Here is an 18,410-nt window from a genome sequence, read left to right on the forward strand (position 1 = left end):
GCGCTCCATCCCAAGGATTCACCATGACCGACCAAGCCATCAACGGCCAACCTTCCTTCAACATCCAGCGCATCTACCTGAAGGATCTGTCGCTGGAACAGCCCAACGCGCCCGCCATCCTGCTGGAGCAAGGCCAACCCCAGGTTGACGTGCAGCTCAACCTGAACGCCGAAGAAGTCAACGAAGGCCTGTTCGAGATCACCGTCACCGCCACCGTGACCACCAAGGTCAACGACAAGGTGCTGTTCCTGGTCGAAGCCAAGCAAGCCGGTCTGTTCGAGATCCGCAACGTGCCCCAAGAACAGATGCAACCGATCGTGGCCATCGCCTGCCCACAGATCGTTTACCCTTATCTGCGCGCCACCGTGGCCGACATCATCAACCGCACCGGCTTCCCGCCCGTGCACCTGACCGAAGTCAACTTCCAGGCCATGTACGAAGCCCAGCTGCAGCAAGCCGCTGCCGGCGCGCCTCAAGCCCTGAATTCCTGATCTTTTTGCCCTCATGAACCTCACGGTTCTGGGCGCGGGGGCCTGGGGCACAGCGCTGGCCATCAGCGCCGCCCGCCACAACCCCCACGTGCTGCTCTGGGCTCGCGACGAGCCCCAGGCGCGCGCAATGCAGGCCACGCGGCGCAATGCACGCTACCTGCCCGACACGCCCTTCCCCGACGCCCTGCGCGTGACGCACGACCTGAACGAGGCCGTGGCGCATTCGCGCGCGCAAGGGGCCCATGGCGGGTTGGTCATCATCGGCACGCCCATGGCGGCGCTGGATGGCATGTTGCGCGCACTGCCCGAGGACGTGGCCGCGCTGTGGCTGTGCAAGGGCTTTGAAAAAGGCACCGGGCGCTTGGGCCACGAAATCGCCATGGCACTGCGCCCGCATGCGCGTTGCGGCGTGTTGTCCGGCCCCAGTTTTGCCAACGAAGTCGCTGGCAATCAGCCCACGGCCCTGGTGGCCGCCAGTTTCGACACCACCCTGGGCGACCAGGCCGTGGCGGCTTTCCACAGTGACAGCTTGCGCGTCTACACCTCCAATGATCCGATTGGCGTGGAAGTGGGCGGCGCCGTCAAGAACGTGCTGGCCATCGCCACAGGCATCGTCGATGGCATGCAACTGGGCTTGAATGCCCGCGCCGCCCTGATCACACGTGGCCTGGCCGAGATGACGCGCCTGGGCGTGGCCCTGGGGGCGCAAACCGACACTTTCATGGGCCTGTCGGGCCTGGGCGACCTGGTGCTGACCGCCACCGGCAACCTGTCTCGCAACCGCACGGTGGGCCTCAAACTCGCCGAGGGGCTGCCCCTGGCGCAGATCCTGTCCGACCTGGGTCACGTGGCCGAAGGCGTTTACAGCGCCGCCACGGTGCTGCAACGCGCCAAGGCGCTGGAGGTGGACATGCCCATCACCGAAGCCGTGGTGGCCGTGCTGGAAGGCCGCATCACCCCGGCCAAGGCCGTGGGTGCGCTGATGAGCCGCGAGGCCAAGGCCGAAACCGCTGGCGCGCGCATTCAAACCCCGTTCGAATAACCGTTCTGGCGCCAGGCCTCAAAAACGGCCACGGCCACGGCATTGCTGAGGTTCAGGCTGCGCTGCTCGGGCAGCATCGGCAGGCGCACGCGTTGATCTGCTGGGAACTGCTCACGCAGGGCCGGGTCCAGGCCCCGCGTCTCGCAGCCAAACACCAGCCAGTCACCGGCTTGCCACTGGAAATCACCCAGCAGGCGGCTGCCACGCGTGGTGAAGGCGAACATGCGGGATCGGTCGGGCTGCACAGCATCAACGAAGGCCTGCCAGTTGGCATGGCGGCGCACGGGCGCGTGCTCGTGGTAATCCAGGCCGGCGCGGCGCAACAGCTTGTCGTCCATCGAAAAACCCAAGGGCTCGATCAGGTGCAGCTCACAGCCGGTGTTGGCCGCCAGGCGGATCACATTGCCCGTGTTGGGCGGGATTTCAGGTTCGACGAGGACGATGCGGAACATATGCCCGCGATTATCCACACCCGGCCTATCCGCCAGTCGTTTGCTTGAAGGCCATCAAGGCCTGGTTGCGCAAGGTGCGCAGCAAGGACAAGTCCTTCTCGCTGATCTGCAAGCTGCCGGCCTGGGCCTTGTCGGCGTAGATCAGGCCCAGCACCATCTCCTTGCCCTGGTGCTTCATCGACATGGGCAAGAGCAAAAATGTCGGCGCCTGAACACGGTCGCGGAACCACACGGGCAGGCGGTTGCGGATGGCCTCGGCGCTGGCATCGGAGATGAGCGTGTCGGCCCCCTTCAGGCTGACAGCGGTGAACAGATCAGCCTGCGCTCCAGGGGCCACCGTCAAGGGAATCTGGAAAGACGTTTTAATGCCATCGGCACCCTCGCCCAGGCCAATGCGGCCAATCAGCCGCATGGTCTTGGCATCGCGCATGCAGAAGATCACGCGGCGGCAATCCAGCGCCCGGTAAATCGTCTCCAGGATCATGCGCAGGATGTCGTTGAGCTTGAAGGAATCGACCATCGTGTTGGTGATGTCCTGGATGCCACTGGTGAGCACGTCGGCCGATCTTGTCGACATGGCAATTTTGTCAGCTCCCAGCTCGCCATCGGTGCCTGCCACGACCAGGCCCAGTGCTTCAGGGCCGGGCCCCCCTGTCTGACCGGCATTGGGCGCATCCACGTAAAAGTGGTCCAGCATGCGTTCGGCCTGGGAGTTTTTGGGAAACTCCATCTTGAGGGCCTGGGTCAGCTCGGTCAGGCGCTTGCGGGCGCGGCCGGCCGCCTCTTGCACAGCGGTGGACTTGAGTTCCAGCGCCACGGCGTAGGTGTGGTTCAGGGTGGTGAGCCGCTGGCCCAGTGCCTCGGGCGCAGAAAACAGCATGGCGTCGGCGGCCGCGTTGGCCAGCGTGGCCAGCCAGGCCTGGTGCTCGGGCTTGCCCAGCTGAGACCGGCTGGGCACAGAGCCCGTCGGGGCCCTCATGACGGCCAGCAAACGATCAGGCAAAGCCCAGGTCTGGCCCACGGCCTGCCCCAGGTCTTCAAAGGGCATGCCCATCACCTGGGCAGAGGCTGCGGCTTCGGTCATCTGGGCCGGCGTGCCGTCTTCGGCAGGACGCGCCAGCCCTCGAACTTCCTGGGCCTCATCGGGCAGGTAGAACTCGGCCAGCAAGCGGCCCAGGTTGCGGAACAGCGATCCAATGAACGCGTCCTCGGCATCGCGTGAACTGATGCACAGCTCGCTGGCCAGGGTGCCGGCCATCACCGTGCGCAAAAACTCTTCCTTGAGCTGCTGGGCGTGCTGCTTGTCTTCCATGTGCTCGACGAGCATCAGCGACAAGGCCAGGTTGCGCACACCCGCCAGGCCGATCAGGGACACGGCGCGTGAGACGGTGCTGATGGCATCACCGCCACCGCGTCGGTAGTGGGGTGTGTTGATCAGGCGCAGCAGCTTTTGAGTCAGCGCGACGTCCTTGAGGATTTCATCGCACAGGCCGCCCAGGCTTTCGTTCTCTGACTCGGACAGGGATTGAATGCGCGTCACCGAGGCCGACAGGGTCGGGAAATCGCTTTTGTGACGCATGCGCCGCAGCAGGTAGTCCAGGGTGACGGAGGGGTTGTCACCAGAGACTTCGGAGGCAGACGAGGTGGCCGACATGAGGTGCGCGCAATCTTCAAAAGGATTGGCCCTATTGGACCCCAGCGCGGCCGAGCCTAAACCTTGAAATATCGGATAGCCGAGGGCTTTTTCAGAGCCTACCCCGGTGACTTGACCTGCTCGCCGTGCAGCTCCTGGGCGCGCAGGCCCAGCAAGGCGCGGGCGTCTTGCGGCGAGGCGACCTCGCGGCCAGCGTTGCGGGCGCACTTCGCCAAGGCTTCGATCAGTGGGCCATTGCCGGTGGTGCGGGCGCCGCCGGGCAGGTAGAAGGTGTCTTCCACGCCGGTGCGCAACATGCCGCCCAGGTCGGCCGTGGCCTGGTGCACGGGCCAGATTTCTTCGCGGCCGATCAGGGTGGTCTGCCACACGGTGCCGGGCTCGCGGTACTTGACCAGCAGTTTGAGCAAGTCGGCGTCCACCGGCATGCCCGAGGCCACGCCCATCACGAAGTTGTACTCCAGGTGATCACTCATGCCGGCCTTGCGGAACATGCCCACCGACCGCACGATGCCCACGTCGAAGCATTCGAACTCGGGGCGGGTGTGCGTCTCGTGCATCACGTCGAGCATGGCCTTGACCTTGTCGACCGTGTTATCGAACAGCATGGGCGGCCAGGCCCACTGGCCGTTCTCTTTGATTTTCAGGTAGTTCAGGCTGCCGGCATTGCAGGCGGCAATCTCGGGGCGCACCCGGCGGATGCAGGCCGCGGGGCCGGAGATGTCCGGACCCATCACACCGGTGGTGAGGTTGATGATGACGCCGGGGCAGGCTTCGCGGATGGCGGTGTCGATCTCGGCGGCAACCTCGGGATCCCACGATGGGAAGCGGCCCATGCCGGGCGTTTGCTGGCGCAGGTGCACATGCATGATCGAGGCACCCGCATCGAAGGCCTGGCGCGCGGCGGCGGCCATTTCGGCAGCGGTGACGGGCACGGGGTGTTGCGTGGGGTCGGTCAACACGCCGGTCAGCGCGCAAGTGAGGATGGCTTTTTCCATCATGATTCCTTTGATTCGGTAGCGGTCAGGTCCAGCTCCTTGAGTTCGATCTCAAGCAGCAGGGCCTGGGATTGCACTTGCTCGCCCACGGCAACGTGAACGGCCTTGACCACGCCCGGCGCCTGGGCGTTGAGCCACATTTCCATCTTCATGGCCTCGACACTGAGCAGCGGCTGGCCTCTGGTGACCGCATCGCCGGGCTTGACCAGCAATTGCGCCACCACACCAGCCACGGGCGAGACCGCGCGGCTGGGGTCGTTGGCCACGTCCTTGCTGGGCCAGGGCGACACTTCGGCGAACACGAAGGTCGCGGCCTGGATGACCAGGTGCAGTGCCTTGTCGACCCACACAGCCAACACGCGCTTGCGCACGCCGTCGATCTCGTAGCGCAGGGTGCCGCCTTGCTCATCACCTTCGTGGCCGATGACGCGCAGGGTGTGTGTTGCCGGCTCCTGGTCAATGCTCAAAGTGATCGCGCCTTGCGGCCCGGGGCGGACGTTCAGACGGTGTTGCTCGCCATCGCAGGCCAGTTGCAGTTCGTAGTCGGTGACGCTGGCCGAGCGCAGGGTCTTGGCAGTCGCATCCTTGCGGCCCTTGAAGGCGTGCGCGGCAGCGGCGATCAACCAGGCCTCAACGCTGGCCACCGGGCGGTCCAGGATGGCGTGCTTGTCCAGGCCCCACTGGTCAATCAGGGCCGTGGTCATGGCGCCACCCCGAAAGGTCGGGTGGTCGACCAGGTCGCGCAAGAATCGGCCGTTGTTGCGCAGGCCCAGCAGGGGTGCGTCGTCCAGCGTGGCGATCAGGCGGCGGATGGCGTCGTCGCGGTCGCGGCCATGCACGATGAGCTTGGCCACCATGGGGTCGTAAAACGGCGTGACCTCGCCGCCTTCGCGGATGCCGCCGTCAATGCGCACGCCATCGTGCAGCGCGCGTTCGGGGCGCCACCAGCGGATGGCTCCGGTCTGCGGCGCAAAGTCGGCGTAGGGGTCTTCGGTGTACAGGCGGGCTTCGATGGAATGGCCTGTCAAGGTGATCTGGTCTTGTGTGAGCGGCAAAGGCTGGCCCGCGGCCACGCGCAGTTGCCACTCCACCAGGTCCAGGCCCGAGATCATCTCGGTGACCGGGTGCTCGACCTGCAGGCGGGTGTTCATCTCCAGGAAGTAGTAGTTCAAATCGGCATCGACGATGAACTCGATGGTGCCCGCGCCCCGGTAGCCGATGGCCAGCGCGGCGGCCACCGCATCGCGGCCCATGCTGGCGCGCATCTCGGGGCTGACGATGGGCGATGGCGCTTCTTCGATCACCTTCTGGCGGCGGCGTTGCGCACTGCAATCACGCTCGCCGATGTAGACGGCGTTGCCATGCGCGTCGGCAAACACCTGGATCTCGATGTGGCGGCCATTCTCGATCAGGCGCTCCAGCATCAGGGTGCCATCGCCAAAGGCGCTTTGCGCTTCGCGGCGGGCGCTGACGATGGCTTGAGCGAGCTCCTCCTTGGCGTGCACCAGGCGCATGCCCCGGCCCCCGCCACCGCTCACGGCCTTGACCAGCAGGGGGTAGCCCAGCTTCTCGGCCTCGTTGATGAGGTGCTGGTCGTCTTGGCTTTCGCCCAGGTAGCCGGGCGCGGTCGGCACCTTGGCCTCGATCATCAGCTTCTTGGCTCTAGCCTTGTCACCCATCGCGTGGATGGCTTGTGGCGGTGGGCCAATGAAGGTCACGCCAGCATCGATGCAAGCCTGCGCAAAGGCTTCGTTCTCAGACAAGAAACCGTAGCCGGGGTGGATGGCATCGGCGCCCGTTTTCTTCGCAGCATCAAGGATCGCCTCAATGCGCAGGTAGGACTCGCTGGCGGCTGAGCCACCGATGTGCACGGCCTCGTCGGCCAGGTCCACATGGGGCGCTTGCGCATCGGCATCGCTGTAGACGGCCACGGTTCGGTAGCCCAGCTTGCGCGCGGTGCGGATCACGCGGCAGGCGATCTCGCCCCGGTTGGCGATGAGGATCTTGTTCAGCATGGTGTCTCGATCAATGCCTTGTTCAACTCGCTTGCGGAACCCAGCTGGGCTTGCGTTTCTGGATGAAGGCCGTTGTGCCCTCCACCCCTTCGGGGCTTTGCACGGCTTGCGAGAACATCGCGGCCGCATCGTGGATCAAGTCCTGGGGCGGCTCGAAACGCGTGCGGGCCAGCAAGGCCTTGGTGGCCGCGATGGCACCTGGCGCGCAAGCCATGATGCGGTCGATGACCTGGCGCAAAGCAGCATCCAGCGAAGCGGCATCACCATGCACTTCGTGCACCAGGCGGATCGCCAAGGCTTCACCGGCCTCGACCTTGCCGCCCGTCACCGCCAGACGTTTGGCCTCGGCATAACCAATGCGCTCAACCAGGAAAGGCGCGATCTGCGCGGGGATCACGCCCAGCGAGGTCTCGGGCAAACGGAACACCGCGTTGCCCAAAGCCAGGGTCACATCAGACACGCAAGCCAGGCCGAAGCCGCCGCCCATCACGGTGCCTTCCAGCACGGTGATGATGGGCAGGCTGGAGCGGGCATAAGCCAGGCACAAACGGCCGAACTGCGCATTCACCTCGGCGGCCGCGTCCACACCCGGCTCGGGCAGGGCCATGCGGGCCTTGGCCATCTCCTGCAGATCGCCCCCGGCACAGAAATGGCCGCCCGCGCCGCGCACCACCACCACGCGCACGCCGGTGCCCTGCTCGGCCTGGGCCAAGGTCTGGATCAGTTCATTGACCATGGCCAGGGACATGGCATTGCGCACTTCGGGGCGGTTGAGCGTGATGCTCAACACGCCGCCCGATTGCTGCAACAGCAGCGCGCTCATCGTCGAAGCGATCGTCATGGCTTACCTGGCCTTCTTGGGCAAGGTGCCTTCAAGCTTGGCGATGATGCCCAGCATGATCTCGTCGGCCCCACCGCCGATGGACACCAGGCGGCCATCGCGGTAGGCCTGCGAGACCGGGTTGTCCCAGGTGAAGCCCATGCCGCCCCAGTACTGCAGGCAGCTGTCGGCCACCTCGCGGATCAGGCGGCCGCACTTGAGCTTGGCCATCGAGGCCAGGCGGGTCACATCGGCGCCGCCAATGTAGTCATCCACCGCGCGGTAGGTCAGCGAGCGCAGGCACTCAACCTCGGTGCGCAACTCGGCCAGGCGAAAATGGATGACCTGGTTGTCAATCAAGGGCTTGCCAAAGGTGTGCCGCTCTTGGCAGTACTCGATGGTTTTATCGATCAGGTTGTCCAGCATCTTCAATGAGTTGGCGGCCCCGTACAGGCGCTCTTCCTGGAACTGCAACATCTGCATCATGAAGCCGGTGCCTTCAACCCCGATCAGGTTGCGCTTGGGCACACGCACGTTGTCAAAGAAGATCTGCGCGGTGTCCGACGAGTTCATGCCGATCTTCTTGATCTTCTGCTTCTCGATGCCCTTGGCGTCCATCGGCACGATGATCAGCGACTTGTTAGCGTGCACCTTGCCCTCCGACGTGTTGGCCAGCAGGCAACACCAGTCCGCTTGCATGGCGTTGGTGATCCACATCTTCGAACCGTTGATGACGTAGTCGTCGCCGTCGGTGCGGGCCGTGGTCTTCAGGGCCGCCACATCAGAGCCACCACCGGCCTCGCTCACGCCAATACAACCGACCATGTCACCCGCAATCGCAGGCGCCAGGTACTCGCGCTTAAGTTCGTCCGAGCCGAAGCGGGCCAGGGCCGGGGTGCACATGTCGGTCTGCACGCCGATGGCCATGGGCACGCCGCCACACGGGATCGCGCCCAGGGTCTCGGCCACCACCATCGAGTACGAGAAGTCCAGGCCCATGCCGCCGTAGGCCGGGTCGTACTTCACGCCCAGCAGGCCCAAGTTGCCCATTTTCTTGAAGACCTCGTGCGCCGGAAAGATCTCGGCGGCTTCCCATTCCTTGACGTGTGGGTTGATCTCCTGCTCGCAAAAGCGCTTGACGGTGTCGGCCAGCTGGATGTGTTCGGGGGTGAATTGCATGGGGTGTCTCCTCGTTGTATCGATCAGGCGTCAGATCACAGGCGTGCCACGCCAAAGGTGTTCGATCTCAAACTGCGTTGCGCCGCTTCCCGGACCAGGTCCAGGCACATCGACAGCACGCGGCGCGTATCGCGCGGATCGATGATCCCGTCATCCCACAGGCGCGCCGTGCCGAACAAGGCGGCGGACTCTTGATCGAGCTTGTCGCGCAAGACATCCGACATGCCCTTGAGCATGTCTTCGTTGACCGGGTGCCCTGCGCGTTCCAGCTTGCTGCGGGTCAGGATGTCCATCACCTTGGCCGCTTGCGCGCCACCCATCACCGCCGTGCGCGCCGATGGCCACGAGAAGATGAAGCGCGGGTCAAAACCCCGGCCGCACATGCCGTAGTTGCCCGCGCCAAATGAGCCGCCCAGCACGATGGTCAGCTTGGCCACTCGCGCATTGGCCACGGCCTGGATCATCTTGGCACCATGCTTGATGGCACCGGCGCGTTCGGCCGCCGAGCCCACCATGTAGCCGGTCGTGTTCTGCAAAAACAGCAAGGGCGTGCCACTCTGGTCGCACAGCTGGATGAACTGCGCCGCCTTGGTCGAGCCATTGGGCTGAATCGGCCCGTTGTTGCCCAGGATGCCGACCAGGTGCCCATTGATGCGGGCATGGCCGCACAAGGTCTCGGGCGCCAGGTTGGCTTTGAATTCAAGGAAATCAGAGCCATCGACGATGCGGGCGATGACCTCGCGGGTGTCGAAGGGCTCGCGGTCATCGGCTGGGATGCAACCCATCAGCTCTTCTTCATCGAACAAGGGGGCAGGCACTGCCACGGCGGCGGGCACCGTGTCCCATTGCAGCTTGTCGACCAACTCGCGGCACAGGGCCAGCGCGTGCGCATCGTCTTCGCTCAGGTACTCGCCCAAGCCGGTCACCTCGGCGTGCATCTGCGCACCGCCCAAAGCTTCATCGGTCGTGTCTTCGCCGATGGCGGCTTTGACCAGCGGAGGTCCCGCCAGGTAGATGCTGGAATGGTCGCGCACCAGGATCACGTAGTCCGACAGGCCCGGCAGGTAAGCGCCTCCCGCCGTTGAAGAGCCATGCACCACCGCGATCTGCGGAATGCCCATGGCCGACAAGCGCGCCTGGTTGGCAAAGCTGCGCCCGCCCTCCACGAAGATCTCGCTCTGGTACATCAGGTTGGCGCCGCCGCTTTCCACCAGGCAGATGATGGGCAGCTTGTTTTCTCGCGCGATCTCTTGCGCCCGCAGCGCCTTCTTCAAGCCCATGGGCGAGACCGTGCCGCCCTTGAGTGCGCTGTCGCTGGCCGTGACCAGGCAGCGCTTGCCACCCACCACGCCGATGCCGATGATGGTGCCGCCGCCCAGCACGTTCTTCTTGCCATCGTCATCGTGCATGCGCAGGCCGGCGAGCGTGCTCAGCTCAAGGAAGGGCGAATCGCGGTCGAGCAGGCGGGCCACGCGTTCACGCGGCAGCAACTGCCCACGCTTGTCGAACTTGTCGCGCTTGGCGGCCGATTCGCGGCGCACCTGCGCTTCCAGCGCCTGCACTTCGGCCAGGCGCTCGCTCATCCGAGCCACATTGGTCTGAAAAGCTTCGGACTTGGGGTTCAAGGCAGAACGCAGGGCTGGCATGTCAGGCTTTCCCGTTCTTGGATTGATCTTGGGCGTCTTGGGCCGCCATGTCCTGCAGCACCTGGGGCACGCTGGACCGGTGGAAGCCGTCGAAGGCCGGCGCAGGCTGGCCACCCATCGAGGGCCACGTGGCGCTGTGCAAAGGCGCGCCGCCGTCGATCGGCAAGGTGATGCCGGTGATGAAGGTGGCACCCGGGCTCAGCAAGAAGCAGATGGCCGCACTGACTTCGGCCTCCAGGCCCATGCGCCGCATCGGCAAGTGGTCTTTCAAACCACGGATGACGGGCGCCATGGCCGGGCCATACGCGTCCATGCCGCTGGAGGCAATCCAGCCCGGCGCCACCGCGTTCACGCGCACCCTGGCGCCAGCCCATTCAAAGGCCGCCGTCTTGGTCAGGTTGACCATGCCCGCGCGCGCCGCCCCCGAGTGCGCCATGCCCGGCATGCCGTTCCACATGTCAGCGGTCATGTTGACGATGGCGCCGCCATGCTTCTGCATGGATTGCAAATACACCTCGCGCGCCATCAAAAATCCGCCGGTCAAATTGTTGGCCACCACCGCCTCGAAACCGCGCTTGGAGATCGCCTCCATCGGCGAGGGAAACTGCCCACCCGCGTTGTTGACCAAGCCGTGGATGCGGCCATGCTTGGCCACGATCTCTTTCACCGCGTTCTTGACCGCGTCTTCGTCACGGATGTCGAAGGCGATCGAATCAACCTTGCCGCCGTCTTCCAGGATCTCGGCCGTGACCTTGGCCAGCTTCTCAGCGCTGCGCCCGGTGATGACCACGGTGGCGCCCAAAGCCGCCAGCTCGTGCGCCACGCAGCGCCCGATGCCACTGCCTCCACCAGTGATGACGTGCACCTCACCCTGGAACAAGCCGGGCTTGAGAACGCTGTCGTAGTGACGGGGCTTCGGAGGTGGGGCGTCGGCAGAATGCGTCATGACCTGGGCTGGTGTTGAAGGATCAACACAAACTGTAGGCCATGATGACGTTAACGTCAACCAGCTACACCATTAGGTAATCCCTCGAACCGATGGGGAAAGCATCGTCCATAATGCGCGCATGACGGAAGACAAGACCCTTGGCGACAGCGAAGCCCTGATGGGCATCGCCGAGATGTGCGCCGCCTTCGAGGTCTCACCCCGAACCCTGCGCTTTTACGAAACCAAGGGTTTGCTGGCGCCGCGCCGCCTGAATGGCACGCGGGTGTATTCCAAGGTAGACCGCGCCCGCCTGTCGCGCATCCTGCGCGCCAAATCACTGGGCATGCCGCTGTCAGAGGTCAAAACTTACCTCGACATGTATGGCGACCAAGGCGAAGGCCGCGTCCAGCAACTCACCTACGTGATCGAAACCACGGATGGCGCCATCCGCGATCTGGAAGCCAAACGTGCGCAAATTGACACCTCGTTGGCCGAGTTGCGGCTGATCAACGAGCGCAGCCGCCAGATGCTGGACAGCAAGCGCGCGTCAAAAACCAAAGCGCGCTGATCACCCGATCAGCAATCTTCAGCGCAACGTGCCCGGGCCAGGATGGTGCGCGCCATCACCTCGGCATCCGAGCTGGCCTGCAAGGGCGACCGGCACAGCCCGGCGCGCTCGTAATTCACATTCTCGTACAGCTCGGCCGTGGCCGGAAATGCGTCCAGCAACGCTTGCAGCGACACGCCCGGCACTGCGGTGCGCAGCGCCTCGCTCAGGCGCAACGTCAGTTGCTGGTACTGATGCGGGCTGACCGAACTGAAGCCGCGCTCGACGCGCTCCAGCGCATACGCCAGCGTTTCAATGATCGACAACTGGGCGGAACTGGCCCGGGGGGATGGCTGAGTCATGAGTGACAACTCCGGTTCGACAACGTGCGAATGGCACCACCAGCATATAGGGACTGAAGGGCCAGGATCAAGCCCCGTTTTCCCCACCCCGTCAAGCCGTGTGCAACCGCTGCAGGTTAAAACAGCGTCAATAAGCTTTCACGTCAAAGGGTCGGCCTATGACTGGGCCAGGTAATGCAGGATCAGCTTGTCGCGCTGCGACACCGCCTGGAAGGACATGCCAACGTGCACCCCATCGCCAGCATCGGCCTGGTGGCTGTGGCACAGCTTGGCGGGGATCTCCAGGCTGACCAGATCGCCTTCGAAATCAACACCGAAAGCCAGGTTGACCAGGTCGCCGATGACCCCGATGCTACTGGGCGCGTGCACCATGGCCCCAAAAGGGCTCACGTCAATCAGCGTGGCATGGATGACCCCGCTGCCGCCGGCCAGTGACACTTGGGCCGGCAAGGATGTTTTCATGCGCAATGAGCGACGCACCAGGCGGGCCTGGACCACCTTGGGATAAACCAGCAGCGCGTACACAAAGGGCACATCAAAGGTCTGGATGACCTGCGCCTTGAACCAGAAGTCGTGCTGCCCTGTGAAGCCCTGCACGGTGTACTCGTCTCCGGCCTTCAGGGGCGACTTGCCGCTGGACGCCACATGTGGCCCCACCATCACGCCCTTGCCGTCAATGGCTGCCAGGAACTGCGCCTCCAGCTTGGGCGAACCCGGCGTGACACCCTGCGTCTGCAAAGCCACGCCAGGGCGCAGTTTGAGCGATCGCAATCCCACTTCAGTGACCAGGGCTTGGTTGGTGTCGTTTGGCATAAGCCCTCTCAGATTTGAATGAAGCGGTTTTGGCTTTCCACGACTTCGCGGATGCACCACCAGAGTATGCGGGTAGCCTTTATCGCTCAGGGTTTGTCGGGCGCGCTCTTGATCGCCAAACTGGCCGCCGAACCGGTCAACTCCTGCAGGAACAGATCCACCCCTCGGGCCTCCACGAAAAGCAGGCCGATGCGGAAGTTCTTGGGCGAGGTGTAGGAGGAATAAACCGATTTGGCCGCCAACGCCACCGACTGCAAGGCGCCGCCCGAATGCCATTCCAGGCGCACCTGGCATTTGCTGCCCGGGGCGATGGGCTTGTCGGTGGTCATGGACAAACCGACCTGGCTGACGTCGACCGTGGTGGCCGAGCGGACACTGCCATCGGCCATGACCAGACCAATGGGCCGCCTGATGGCCAGCCGAGCATGAATCCGTCGGCTGGACGCCTTGCCCGCCGCGTCGGCGGCATCAGGCTGGTCGTGGGCCAGAGGGGGCAAGCGGCTCATGGGATTACCCTTGTAAAGCGAAGGCAAGCGCTCACATTTTATTCATGAAACGCCCCGCTTGACGAGTATCTGCCCGCCTGTGTGGGAAAATCGATGCGATCGCCTACTCCGTCAAGGACATGGCCCGCCACAGGATATTGAAAAGCTCGTCGAACTGGTCGATCAACGAGCGGTCTTCGCGCCGCACAATGTGCATCAGCACCACGCGGCCGATGATGCCCATGAACACGTCCAGCAGGATCTTGCTGGACACCTTGTTGTTGAGCACCCCACGCTGCTGCCCGTCCTTGAACACGCCCAGAAAAGCGCCCATCAGCTCGGGGCTTTCATAGATGCGGATGTTTTTGTGCCGCGACACCGGCACTGCGGTGAACAGCAGCAGCATCACAGCCGGGTGCTTGTCCATGTAATCCAGCGTGACCCAGCAAGTTTTGCGCAGGCGCTCGCGGGCGTCGTCGATGCCCTGCAGGTGGTCGATCATGCGTTCGGCCAGGCGGCCCAGCATCACGTCCAGCATGGCGTAGACCAGCGTTTCCTTGCTGCCAAAGTACTTGTAGATGGTCTGCAGCGACACGTTGGCCGCCTTGGCCACGTCCAGCAGGCTCACCTCGTGGAAGTCCTGGCGCGAGAACAAATCCAGCACCGCTTTCTCGATGCGTTTGAGCGTGTCGGGGCGCATGGTGGCCAGCATGACCTGGCGGTCGTCGACAGATTCTGAACTCATGGGTGATGGGGTCTCCGGCATGGAAATCAATATTACCAAATGATGCCAGCAATGGGGAAATCAATGATTTCCCTTGCCAAGGCAGAAGGCTAGCGCCAACATCCCCAGACTTTACGGCGCCTGGGAACAATGGTGATTCGTGGCGACAACCGTGTTGATGCGTGTCGTTGCCGAAGATCCAAGGCGGTCAAAACAAACGGTAATTAAAATTACCCAATCAACATCAAGCGATACCGAGGACACCCCCCATGGCGATTCAGAACTTCCCCGCGACCTGGATGACCGACGAGCACAAGATGGTGTTCGAGTCGGCGGCACGCTTCTTCAAAGAGCAATGGGGCCCCAAGGACGAAGCCTGGCGCCATGCCGGCATGATGGATCGCCAAGCCTGGCTCGATGCCGGTGCCAACGGCTTTCTGTGCGCCTCGACGCCTGAAGAGTACGGCGGCGGCGGCGGCGATTTCGGCCACGAAGCCGCGTTGGTGTTGGCCCAGGGCGAGGCCGCCATCGGCGGCTTCGGCGGCTCGCTGCACTCGGGCATCGTCGCCCCCTACATCTTTCACTACGGCAGCGAGGCACAAAAGAAGCGCTGGCTGCCCCGCCTGGCCACCGGCGAGTTGATCAGCGCCATCGCCATGACCGAACCCGGCACCGGCTCCGACCTGCAAGGCGTGCGCACCCTGGCCTTGAAGTCTGACGACGGCCAGACCTACAAGATCAACGGCAGCAAAACCTTCATCACCAATGGCCAACTGGCCAACCTGGTCATCGTGGTGTGCAAAACCGACAAGGACAAGGGCGCGCAAGGCATCTCGCTGTTCGTGGTCGAGACCGACGAAGCGCCGGGCTTCCGCCGTGGCCGCAACCTCGAAAAAATCGGCATGGACGCGCAGGACACCTCCGAGCTGTTCTTCGACGACGTGGTCGTGCCCGCCTCGAATCTGATCGGCGGCAATGAGGGCATGGGCTTCTTCCAGTTGATGGAACAGCTGCCCCAAGAGCGCATGCTGGTCGCGCTGGCCGGCATTGCCGCCATGGAGCTGGCCATGAAGGTCACGCTCGAGTACACCAAAGAGCGCAAGGCCTTTGGCAAACCCATCTTCAGCTTCCAGAACACGCGCTTCAAGCTGGCCGAATGCCAAGCCGTTTTGCTGGCTTCTCGCGCCTTGGTGGATGCGGCCATGGTCGAGCACCTGCAAGGCAAGTTGGGCGTGGACCGCGCCGCGCTGATCAAGTACTGGATCACCGACAACCAGTGCAAGCTGATCGACGAATGCCTGCAACTCTTCGGCGGCTACGGCTACATGAAAGAGTACCCGATCGCCCGCCTGTGGGCCGATTCGCGCGTGCAACGCATCTACGGCGGCACCAATGAAATCATGAAAGAGCTGGCTTCTCGCTTCCTGTGAGCCAGCCACCTCACCTCATTCCAAGCACCCCTCACACCAAGGAGCTTCCATGACCGAAGCCTACATTTTCGACACCGTGCGCACCCCGCGCGGCAAGGGCAAGAAAGACGGTAGCCTGCACCAGGCCACGCCCGTGTGGCTGCTGCGCACATTGCTGCAAGCGCTGCAAAGCCGCAATCAGTTGGACACCTCGCTGGTCGATGACCTGGTGCTGGGTTGTGTGACGCCCGTGGGTGAGCAAGGCGCCGACATCGCGCGCACCGCCGTGCTCGATGCAGGCTGGTCGCAAAGCGTGGCCGGCGTGACGCTGTCGCGCTTTTGCGCCTCGGGCCTGGAGGCCGTGAACCAGGCCGCCCAGCGCATCGGCTCGGGCATGGAAGACATTATCGTGGCCGGGGGCGTCGAATCCATGAGCCGTTGGCCGATGGGCAGCGACGGGGGCGCCTGGGTCATGGACCCGCGCATCAACAGCGGCACCGCCTTCGTGCCCCAAGGCATCAGCGCCGATTTGATCGCCACGCTGGAAGGTTTCAGCCGCGCCGACCTGGACGCCTACGCCGCCGAGTCCCACCGCCGCGCCGCGCTGGCGCAGGCCGAGGGCCGCTTCGGCCGCTCGCTGATCGCTGTCAAGGACCTCAACGGCCGGCTGATGCTGGGCAGGGACGAGACCATCCGCCCAGGCACTTCGGTCGAATCACTGGCCAAGCTGATGCCCTCGTTCGAGATGATGGGCGCCATGGGCTTCGACGCCACCGCGCTCGACAAGTACACCACCATCGAGAAAATCCTCCACAGCCACCACGCCGGCAACTCGTCGGGCATCGTCGACGGCGCCGCCCTGGTGCTGCTGGGCAGCAAGGAAGCCGGCATCAAGGCCGGACTCAAGCCACGGGCCCGGGTGCGCATGTGCTCGGTCATCGGCTCCGAGCCCACCATCATGCTGACCGGCCCCACGCCAGCCTGCAAAAAGGCGCTCAACAAATTGGGCATGACCCCAGGCGACATCGACCTGTGGGAAATCAACGAGGCCTTCGCCACCGTGCCCATGAAGACGGCGCGTGACCTGGGCGTGCCGCTGGACCGCGTGAACGTCAACGGCGGCGCCATCGCCTTGGGCCACCCCTTGGGGGCCACCGGCGCCATCATCCTGGGCACCGCCCTGGACGAGCTTGAGCGCACCGGCAAGTCCACCGCGCTGGCCACCTTGTGCATCGGTGCCGGCATGGGCATCGCCACCATCATCGAACGCGTCTGATCGCCGCAGGCACACACCATGACTCAATCACAAGCCTTCACATTCGACATCGACGCCAACGGCATCGGCCTGGTCACCATCGACATGCCCGGCCGTGCGATGAACGTGCTCAACCCCAGGCTGGTCGAGCCCTTCGCCGAACTGGTCAAGCAGCTGGAGACCGACGCGGCGCTCAAGGGCCTGGTCATCACCTCGGGCAAGCCGACCTTCATCGTCGGCGCCGACATTGATCAGCTCACCCAAATCACCAATGCCGAAGAGGCCTTCAAGCTTTGCGAAGACCTGAAGGGCATGCTGCGCCGCATGGAAAAGTGCGGCAAGCCCGTGGTGGCCGCCCTCAACGGCACGGCCCTGGGGGGTGGACTGGAGATCGCGCTGGCCTGCCACGCCCGCATCGCGCTCGATGACCCGAAACTCAAGCTGGGCCTGCCCGAAGTCAAGCTGGGCCTGCTGCCCGGTGGCGGCGGCACGCAGCGCCTGCCGCGCATGATCGGCCTCCAGAAATCAATGGAGCTGATCACGCAGGGCAAGGAACTGACCGCGGCCAAGGCCAAGGAAATGGGCCTGGTGACCGAGCTGGCCGCCACGCGCGACGAACTGCTTTCCAAAGCGCGCGCCTGGTGCTTGGCCAACCCCAAGGCATCGCAGCCCTGGGACACCAAGGGCTTTCGCATCCCCGGCGGCGACAGCAAGAGCCCGGCCGTGGTGCAGGTGCTGGCCATCGCGCCGTCCATGGTTAATGCCAAGGCGCATGGCAACTACCCGGCCATCACGCACATCATGAGCTGCCTGTTCGAAGGCTGTCTCCTGGACTTCGATGCTGGCTCCCAAGTCGAGTCGCGTTACTTCGCCGCCTGCGTCGTGTCGCAGACGTCGAAGAACATGATCGGCACCTTGTGGCATCAGCTCAACGCCATCAAGAAGGGCCAGTCGCGGCCCAAGGGCCCGCTTGAGAGCAAAGTCAAGAAGGTCGGCATCCTGGGCGCCGGCATGATGGGCGCAGGCATCGCTTACGTGTCGGCCAAGGTCGGCATTGATGTCGTGCTGTTGGACACCACGCAAGACAACGCCGACAAAGGCAAGGCCTATTCGCAAGCCCTGCTGGACAAGGCCGTGGCCCGTGGCCGCAGCACGCTTGAGAAGCGCGACGCGCTGCTGGCCCGCATCCAGACCACCACCTCGTATGACGACCTGGCCGGTTGCGACCTGATCGTCGAAGCCGTGTTTGAAGACCGCGAGATCAAGGCCGTCTGCACACAGAAAGCCGAGGCCGTGATCCCCGCCAACGCCGTGTACGCGTCCAACACGTCCACGCTGCCCATCACCGGTCTGGCCAAGGCCAGTCAGCGGCCCGCCAACTTCCTGGGCCTGCATTTCTTTTCGCCGGTGGACAAGATGCCCCTGGTCGAAATCATCGTCGGCAGGGACACGAGCGACGAGACCCTGGCGCGCGGCTTCGACTACGTGCTGCAGATCGGCAAGACGCCCATCGTGGTCAATGACAAGCGCGGCTTCTACACCTCGCGGGTGTTCACAACCTACATCATGGAAGGCATGGCGATGCTGGCCGAA

18 protein-coding genes are annotated in these 18,410 nt (G+C 64.0%); 6 read left to right on the forward strand and 12 right to left on the reverse strand.

Translation table 11 applies throughout. The annotated features are described in order from the left end of the window. The first annotated feature begins 23 nt into the window (after nucleotides 1-23). Entirely contained in the window at nucleotides 24-491 is a 468-nt protein-coding gene (gene secB, locus H7225_RS17540; protein WP_290664168.1) for a protein-export chaperone SecB, read from the forward strand. Nucleotides 492-504: 13 nt separating this feature from the next. Beyond that, on the forward strand, nucleotides 505-1,533 hold the full coding sequence (locus H7225_RS17545) for an NAD(P)H-dependent glycerol-3-phosphate dehydrogenase (protein ID WP_290664171.1): 1,029 nt from the start codon (nucleotides 505-507) through the stop codon (nucleotides 1,531-1,533). On the opposite strand, the gene trmL is transcribed toward H7225_RS17545, so the two are convergent. From trmL to H7225_RS17585, 8 genes are all read right to left on the reverse strand, one after another. Beyond that, the gene (trmL, locus tag H7225_RS17550; RefSeq protein WP_290664173.1) at nucleotides 1,515-1,985 is read right to left on the reverse strand and encodes a tRNA (uridine(34)/cytosine(34)/5-carboxymethylaminomethyluridine(34)-2'-O)-methyltransferase TrmL; all 471 of its coding nucleotides are present in this window, start codon (nucleotides 1,983-1,985) and stop codon (nucleotides 1,515-1,517) included. The genes H7225_RS17545 and trmL overlap by 19 nt on opposite strands. A gap of 25 nt (nucleotides 1,986-2,010) precedes the next feature. After that, complete coding sequence (locus H7225_RS17555; protein WP_290664175.1) at nucleotides 2,011-3,639, reverse strand: HDOD domain-containing protein; 1,629 nt, start codon at nucleotides 3,637-3,639, stop codon at nucleotides 2,011-2,013. Between the two features lie 98 nt (nucleotides 3,640-3,737). Beyond that, on the reverse strand, nucleotides 3,738-4,637 hold the full coding sequence (locus H7225_RS17560) for a 3-keto-5-aminohexanoate cleavage protein (protein ID WP_290664177.1): 900 nt from the start codon (nucleotides 4,635-4,637) through the stop codon (nucleotides 3,738-3,740). Next, nucleotides 4,634-6,649 (reverse strand): acetyl/propionyl/methylcrotonyl-CoA carboxylase subunit alpha, encoded by a 2,016-nt coding sequence (locus H7225_RS17565; protein WP_290664179.1) that lies wholly within the window; start codon nucleotides 6,647-6,649, stop codon nucleotides 4,634-4,636. The genes H7225_RS17560 and H7225_RS17565 overlap by 4 nt, the downstream gene beginning before the upstream one ends. A 22-nt stretch (nucleotides 6,650-6,671) precedes the next feature. Next, the gene (locus H7225_RS17570; RefSeq protein ID WP_290664181.1) at nucleotides 6,672-7,490 is read right to left on the reverse strand and encodes an enoyl-CoA hydratase-related protein; all 819 of its coding nucleotides are present in this window, start codon (nucleotides 7,488-7,490) and stop codon (nucleotides 6,672-6,674) included. A 3-nt stretch (nucleotides 7,491-7,493) separates the two neighbouring features. After that, entirely contained in the window at nucleotides 7,494-8,648 is a 1,155-nt protein-coding gene (locus H7225_RS17575; protein ID WP_290664183.1) for an acyl-CoA dehydrogenase family protein, read from the reverse strand. A gap of 35 nt (nucleotides 8,649-8,683) precedes the next feature. Further along, nucleotides 8,684-10,294: a carboxyl transferase domain-containing protein gene (locus H7225_RS17580; RefSeq protein ID WP_290664186.1), complete on the reverse strand. Its 1,611-nt coding sequence runs from the start codon at nucleotides 10,292-10,294 to the stop codon at nucleotides 8,684-8,686. Nucleotide 10,295: 1 nt separating this feature from the next. Further along, nucleotides 10,296-11,240, reverse strand: a complete 945-nt coding sequence (locus H7225_RS17585; protein WP_290664188.1) for an SDR family oxidoreductase — start codon at nucleotides 11,238-11,240, stop codon at nucleotides 10,296-10,298. Nucleotides 11,241-11,361: 121 nt separating this feature from the next. On the opposite strand from H7225_RS17585, the gene H7225_RS17590 reads away from it, so the two are divergent. Beyond that, a complete protein-coding gene (locus tag H7225_RS17590) occupies nucleotides 11,362-11,790 on the forward strand; it encodes a MerR family DNA-binding transcriptional regulator (protein ID WP_290664190.1) in 429 nt (142 codons plus the stop codon). An 8-nt stretch (nucleotides 11,791-11,798) separates the two neighbouring features. On the opposite strand, the gene H7225_RS17595 is transcribed toward H7225_RS17590, so the two are convergent. From H7225_RS17595 to H7225_RS17610, 4 genes are all read right to left on the reverse strand, one after another. Beyond that, nucleotides 11,799-12,131 carry a hypothetical protein gene (locus tag H7225_RS17595; protein ID WP_290664192.1) on the reverse strand — a complete coding sequence of 111 codons (333 nt, stop codon included), beginning with the start codon at nucleotides 12,129-12,131 and terminating at the stop codon, nucleotides 11,799-11,801. 156 nt (nucleotides 12,132-12,287) lie between these two features. After that, the gene (locus tag H7225_RS17600; protein WP_290664194.1) at nucleotides 12,288-12,944 is read right to left on the reverse strand and encodes a PilZ domain-containing protein; all 657 of its coding nucleotides are present in this window, start codon (nucleotides 12,942-12,944) and stop codon (nucleotides 12,288-12,290) included. Between the two features lie 86 nt (nucleotides 12,945-13,030). Beyond that, the gene (locus H7225_RS17605; RefSeq protein ID WP_290664196.1) at nucleotides 13,031-13,450 is read right to left on the reverse strand and encodes a PilZ domain-containing protein; all 420 of its coding nucleotides are present in this window, start codon (nucleotides 13,448-13,450) and stop codon (nucleotides 13,031-13,033) included. 103 nt (nucleotides 13,451-13,553) lie between these two features. Then, nucleotides 13,554-14,174 (reverse strand): TetR/AcrR family transcriptional regulator, encoded by a 621-nt coding sequence (locus tag H7225_RS17610; protein ID WP_290664198.1) that lies wholly within the window; start codon nucleotides 14,172-14,174, stop codon nucleotides 13,554-13,556. 248 nt (nucleotides 14,175-14,422) lie between these two features. Between H7225_RS17610 and H7225_RS17615 the strand changes: the two genes are divergently transcribed. The 3 genes from H7225_RS17615 to H7225_RS17625 all read left to right on the forward strand — a co-directional run. After that, nucleotides 14,423-15,583, forward strand: a complete 1,161-nt coding sequence (locus tag H7225_RS17615; RefSeq protein ID WP_290664200.1) for an acyl-CoA dehydrogenase family protein — start codon at nucleotides 14,423-14,425, stop codon at nucleotides 15,581-15,583. Nucleotides 15,584-15,632: 49 nt separating this feature from the next. Further along, the gene (locus tag H7225_RS17620; RefSeq protein WP_290664202.1) at nucleotides 15,633-16,838 is read left to right on the forward strand and encodes an acetyl-CoA C-acetyltransferase; all 1,206 of its coding nucleotides are present in this window, start codon (nucleotides 15,633-15,635) and stop codon (nucleotides 16,836-16,838) included. Nucleotides 16,839-16,856: 18 nt separating this feature from the next. After that, on the forward strand, nucleotides 16,857-18,410 hold a 1,554-nt coding region (locus tag H7225_RS17625), incomplete at its 3' end, for a 3-hydroxyacyl-CoA dehydrogenase NAD-binding domain-containing protein (RefSeq protein ID WP_290664204.1).

This window comes from Aquabacterium sp., assembly GCF_014378415.1.
GTDB lineage: Bacteria > Pseudomonadota > Gammaproteobacteria > Burkholderiales > Burkholderiaceae_C > Aquabacterium.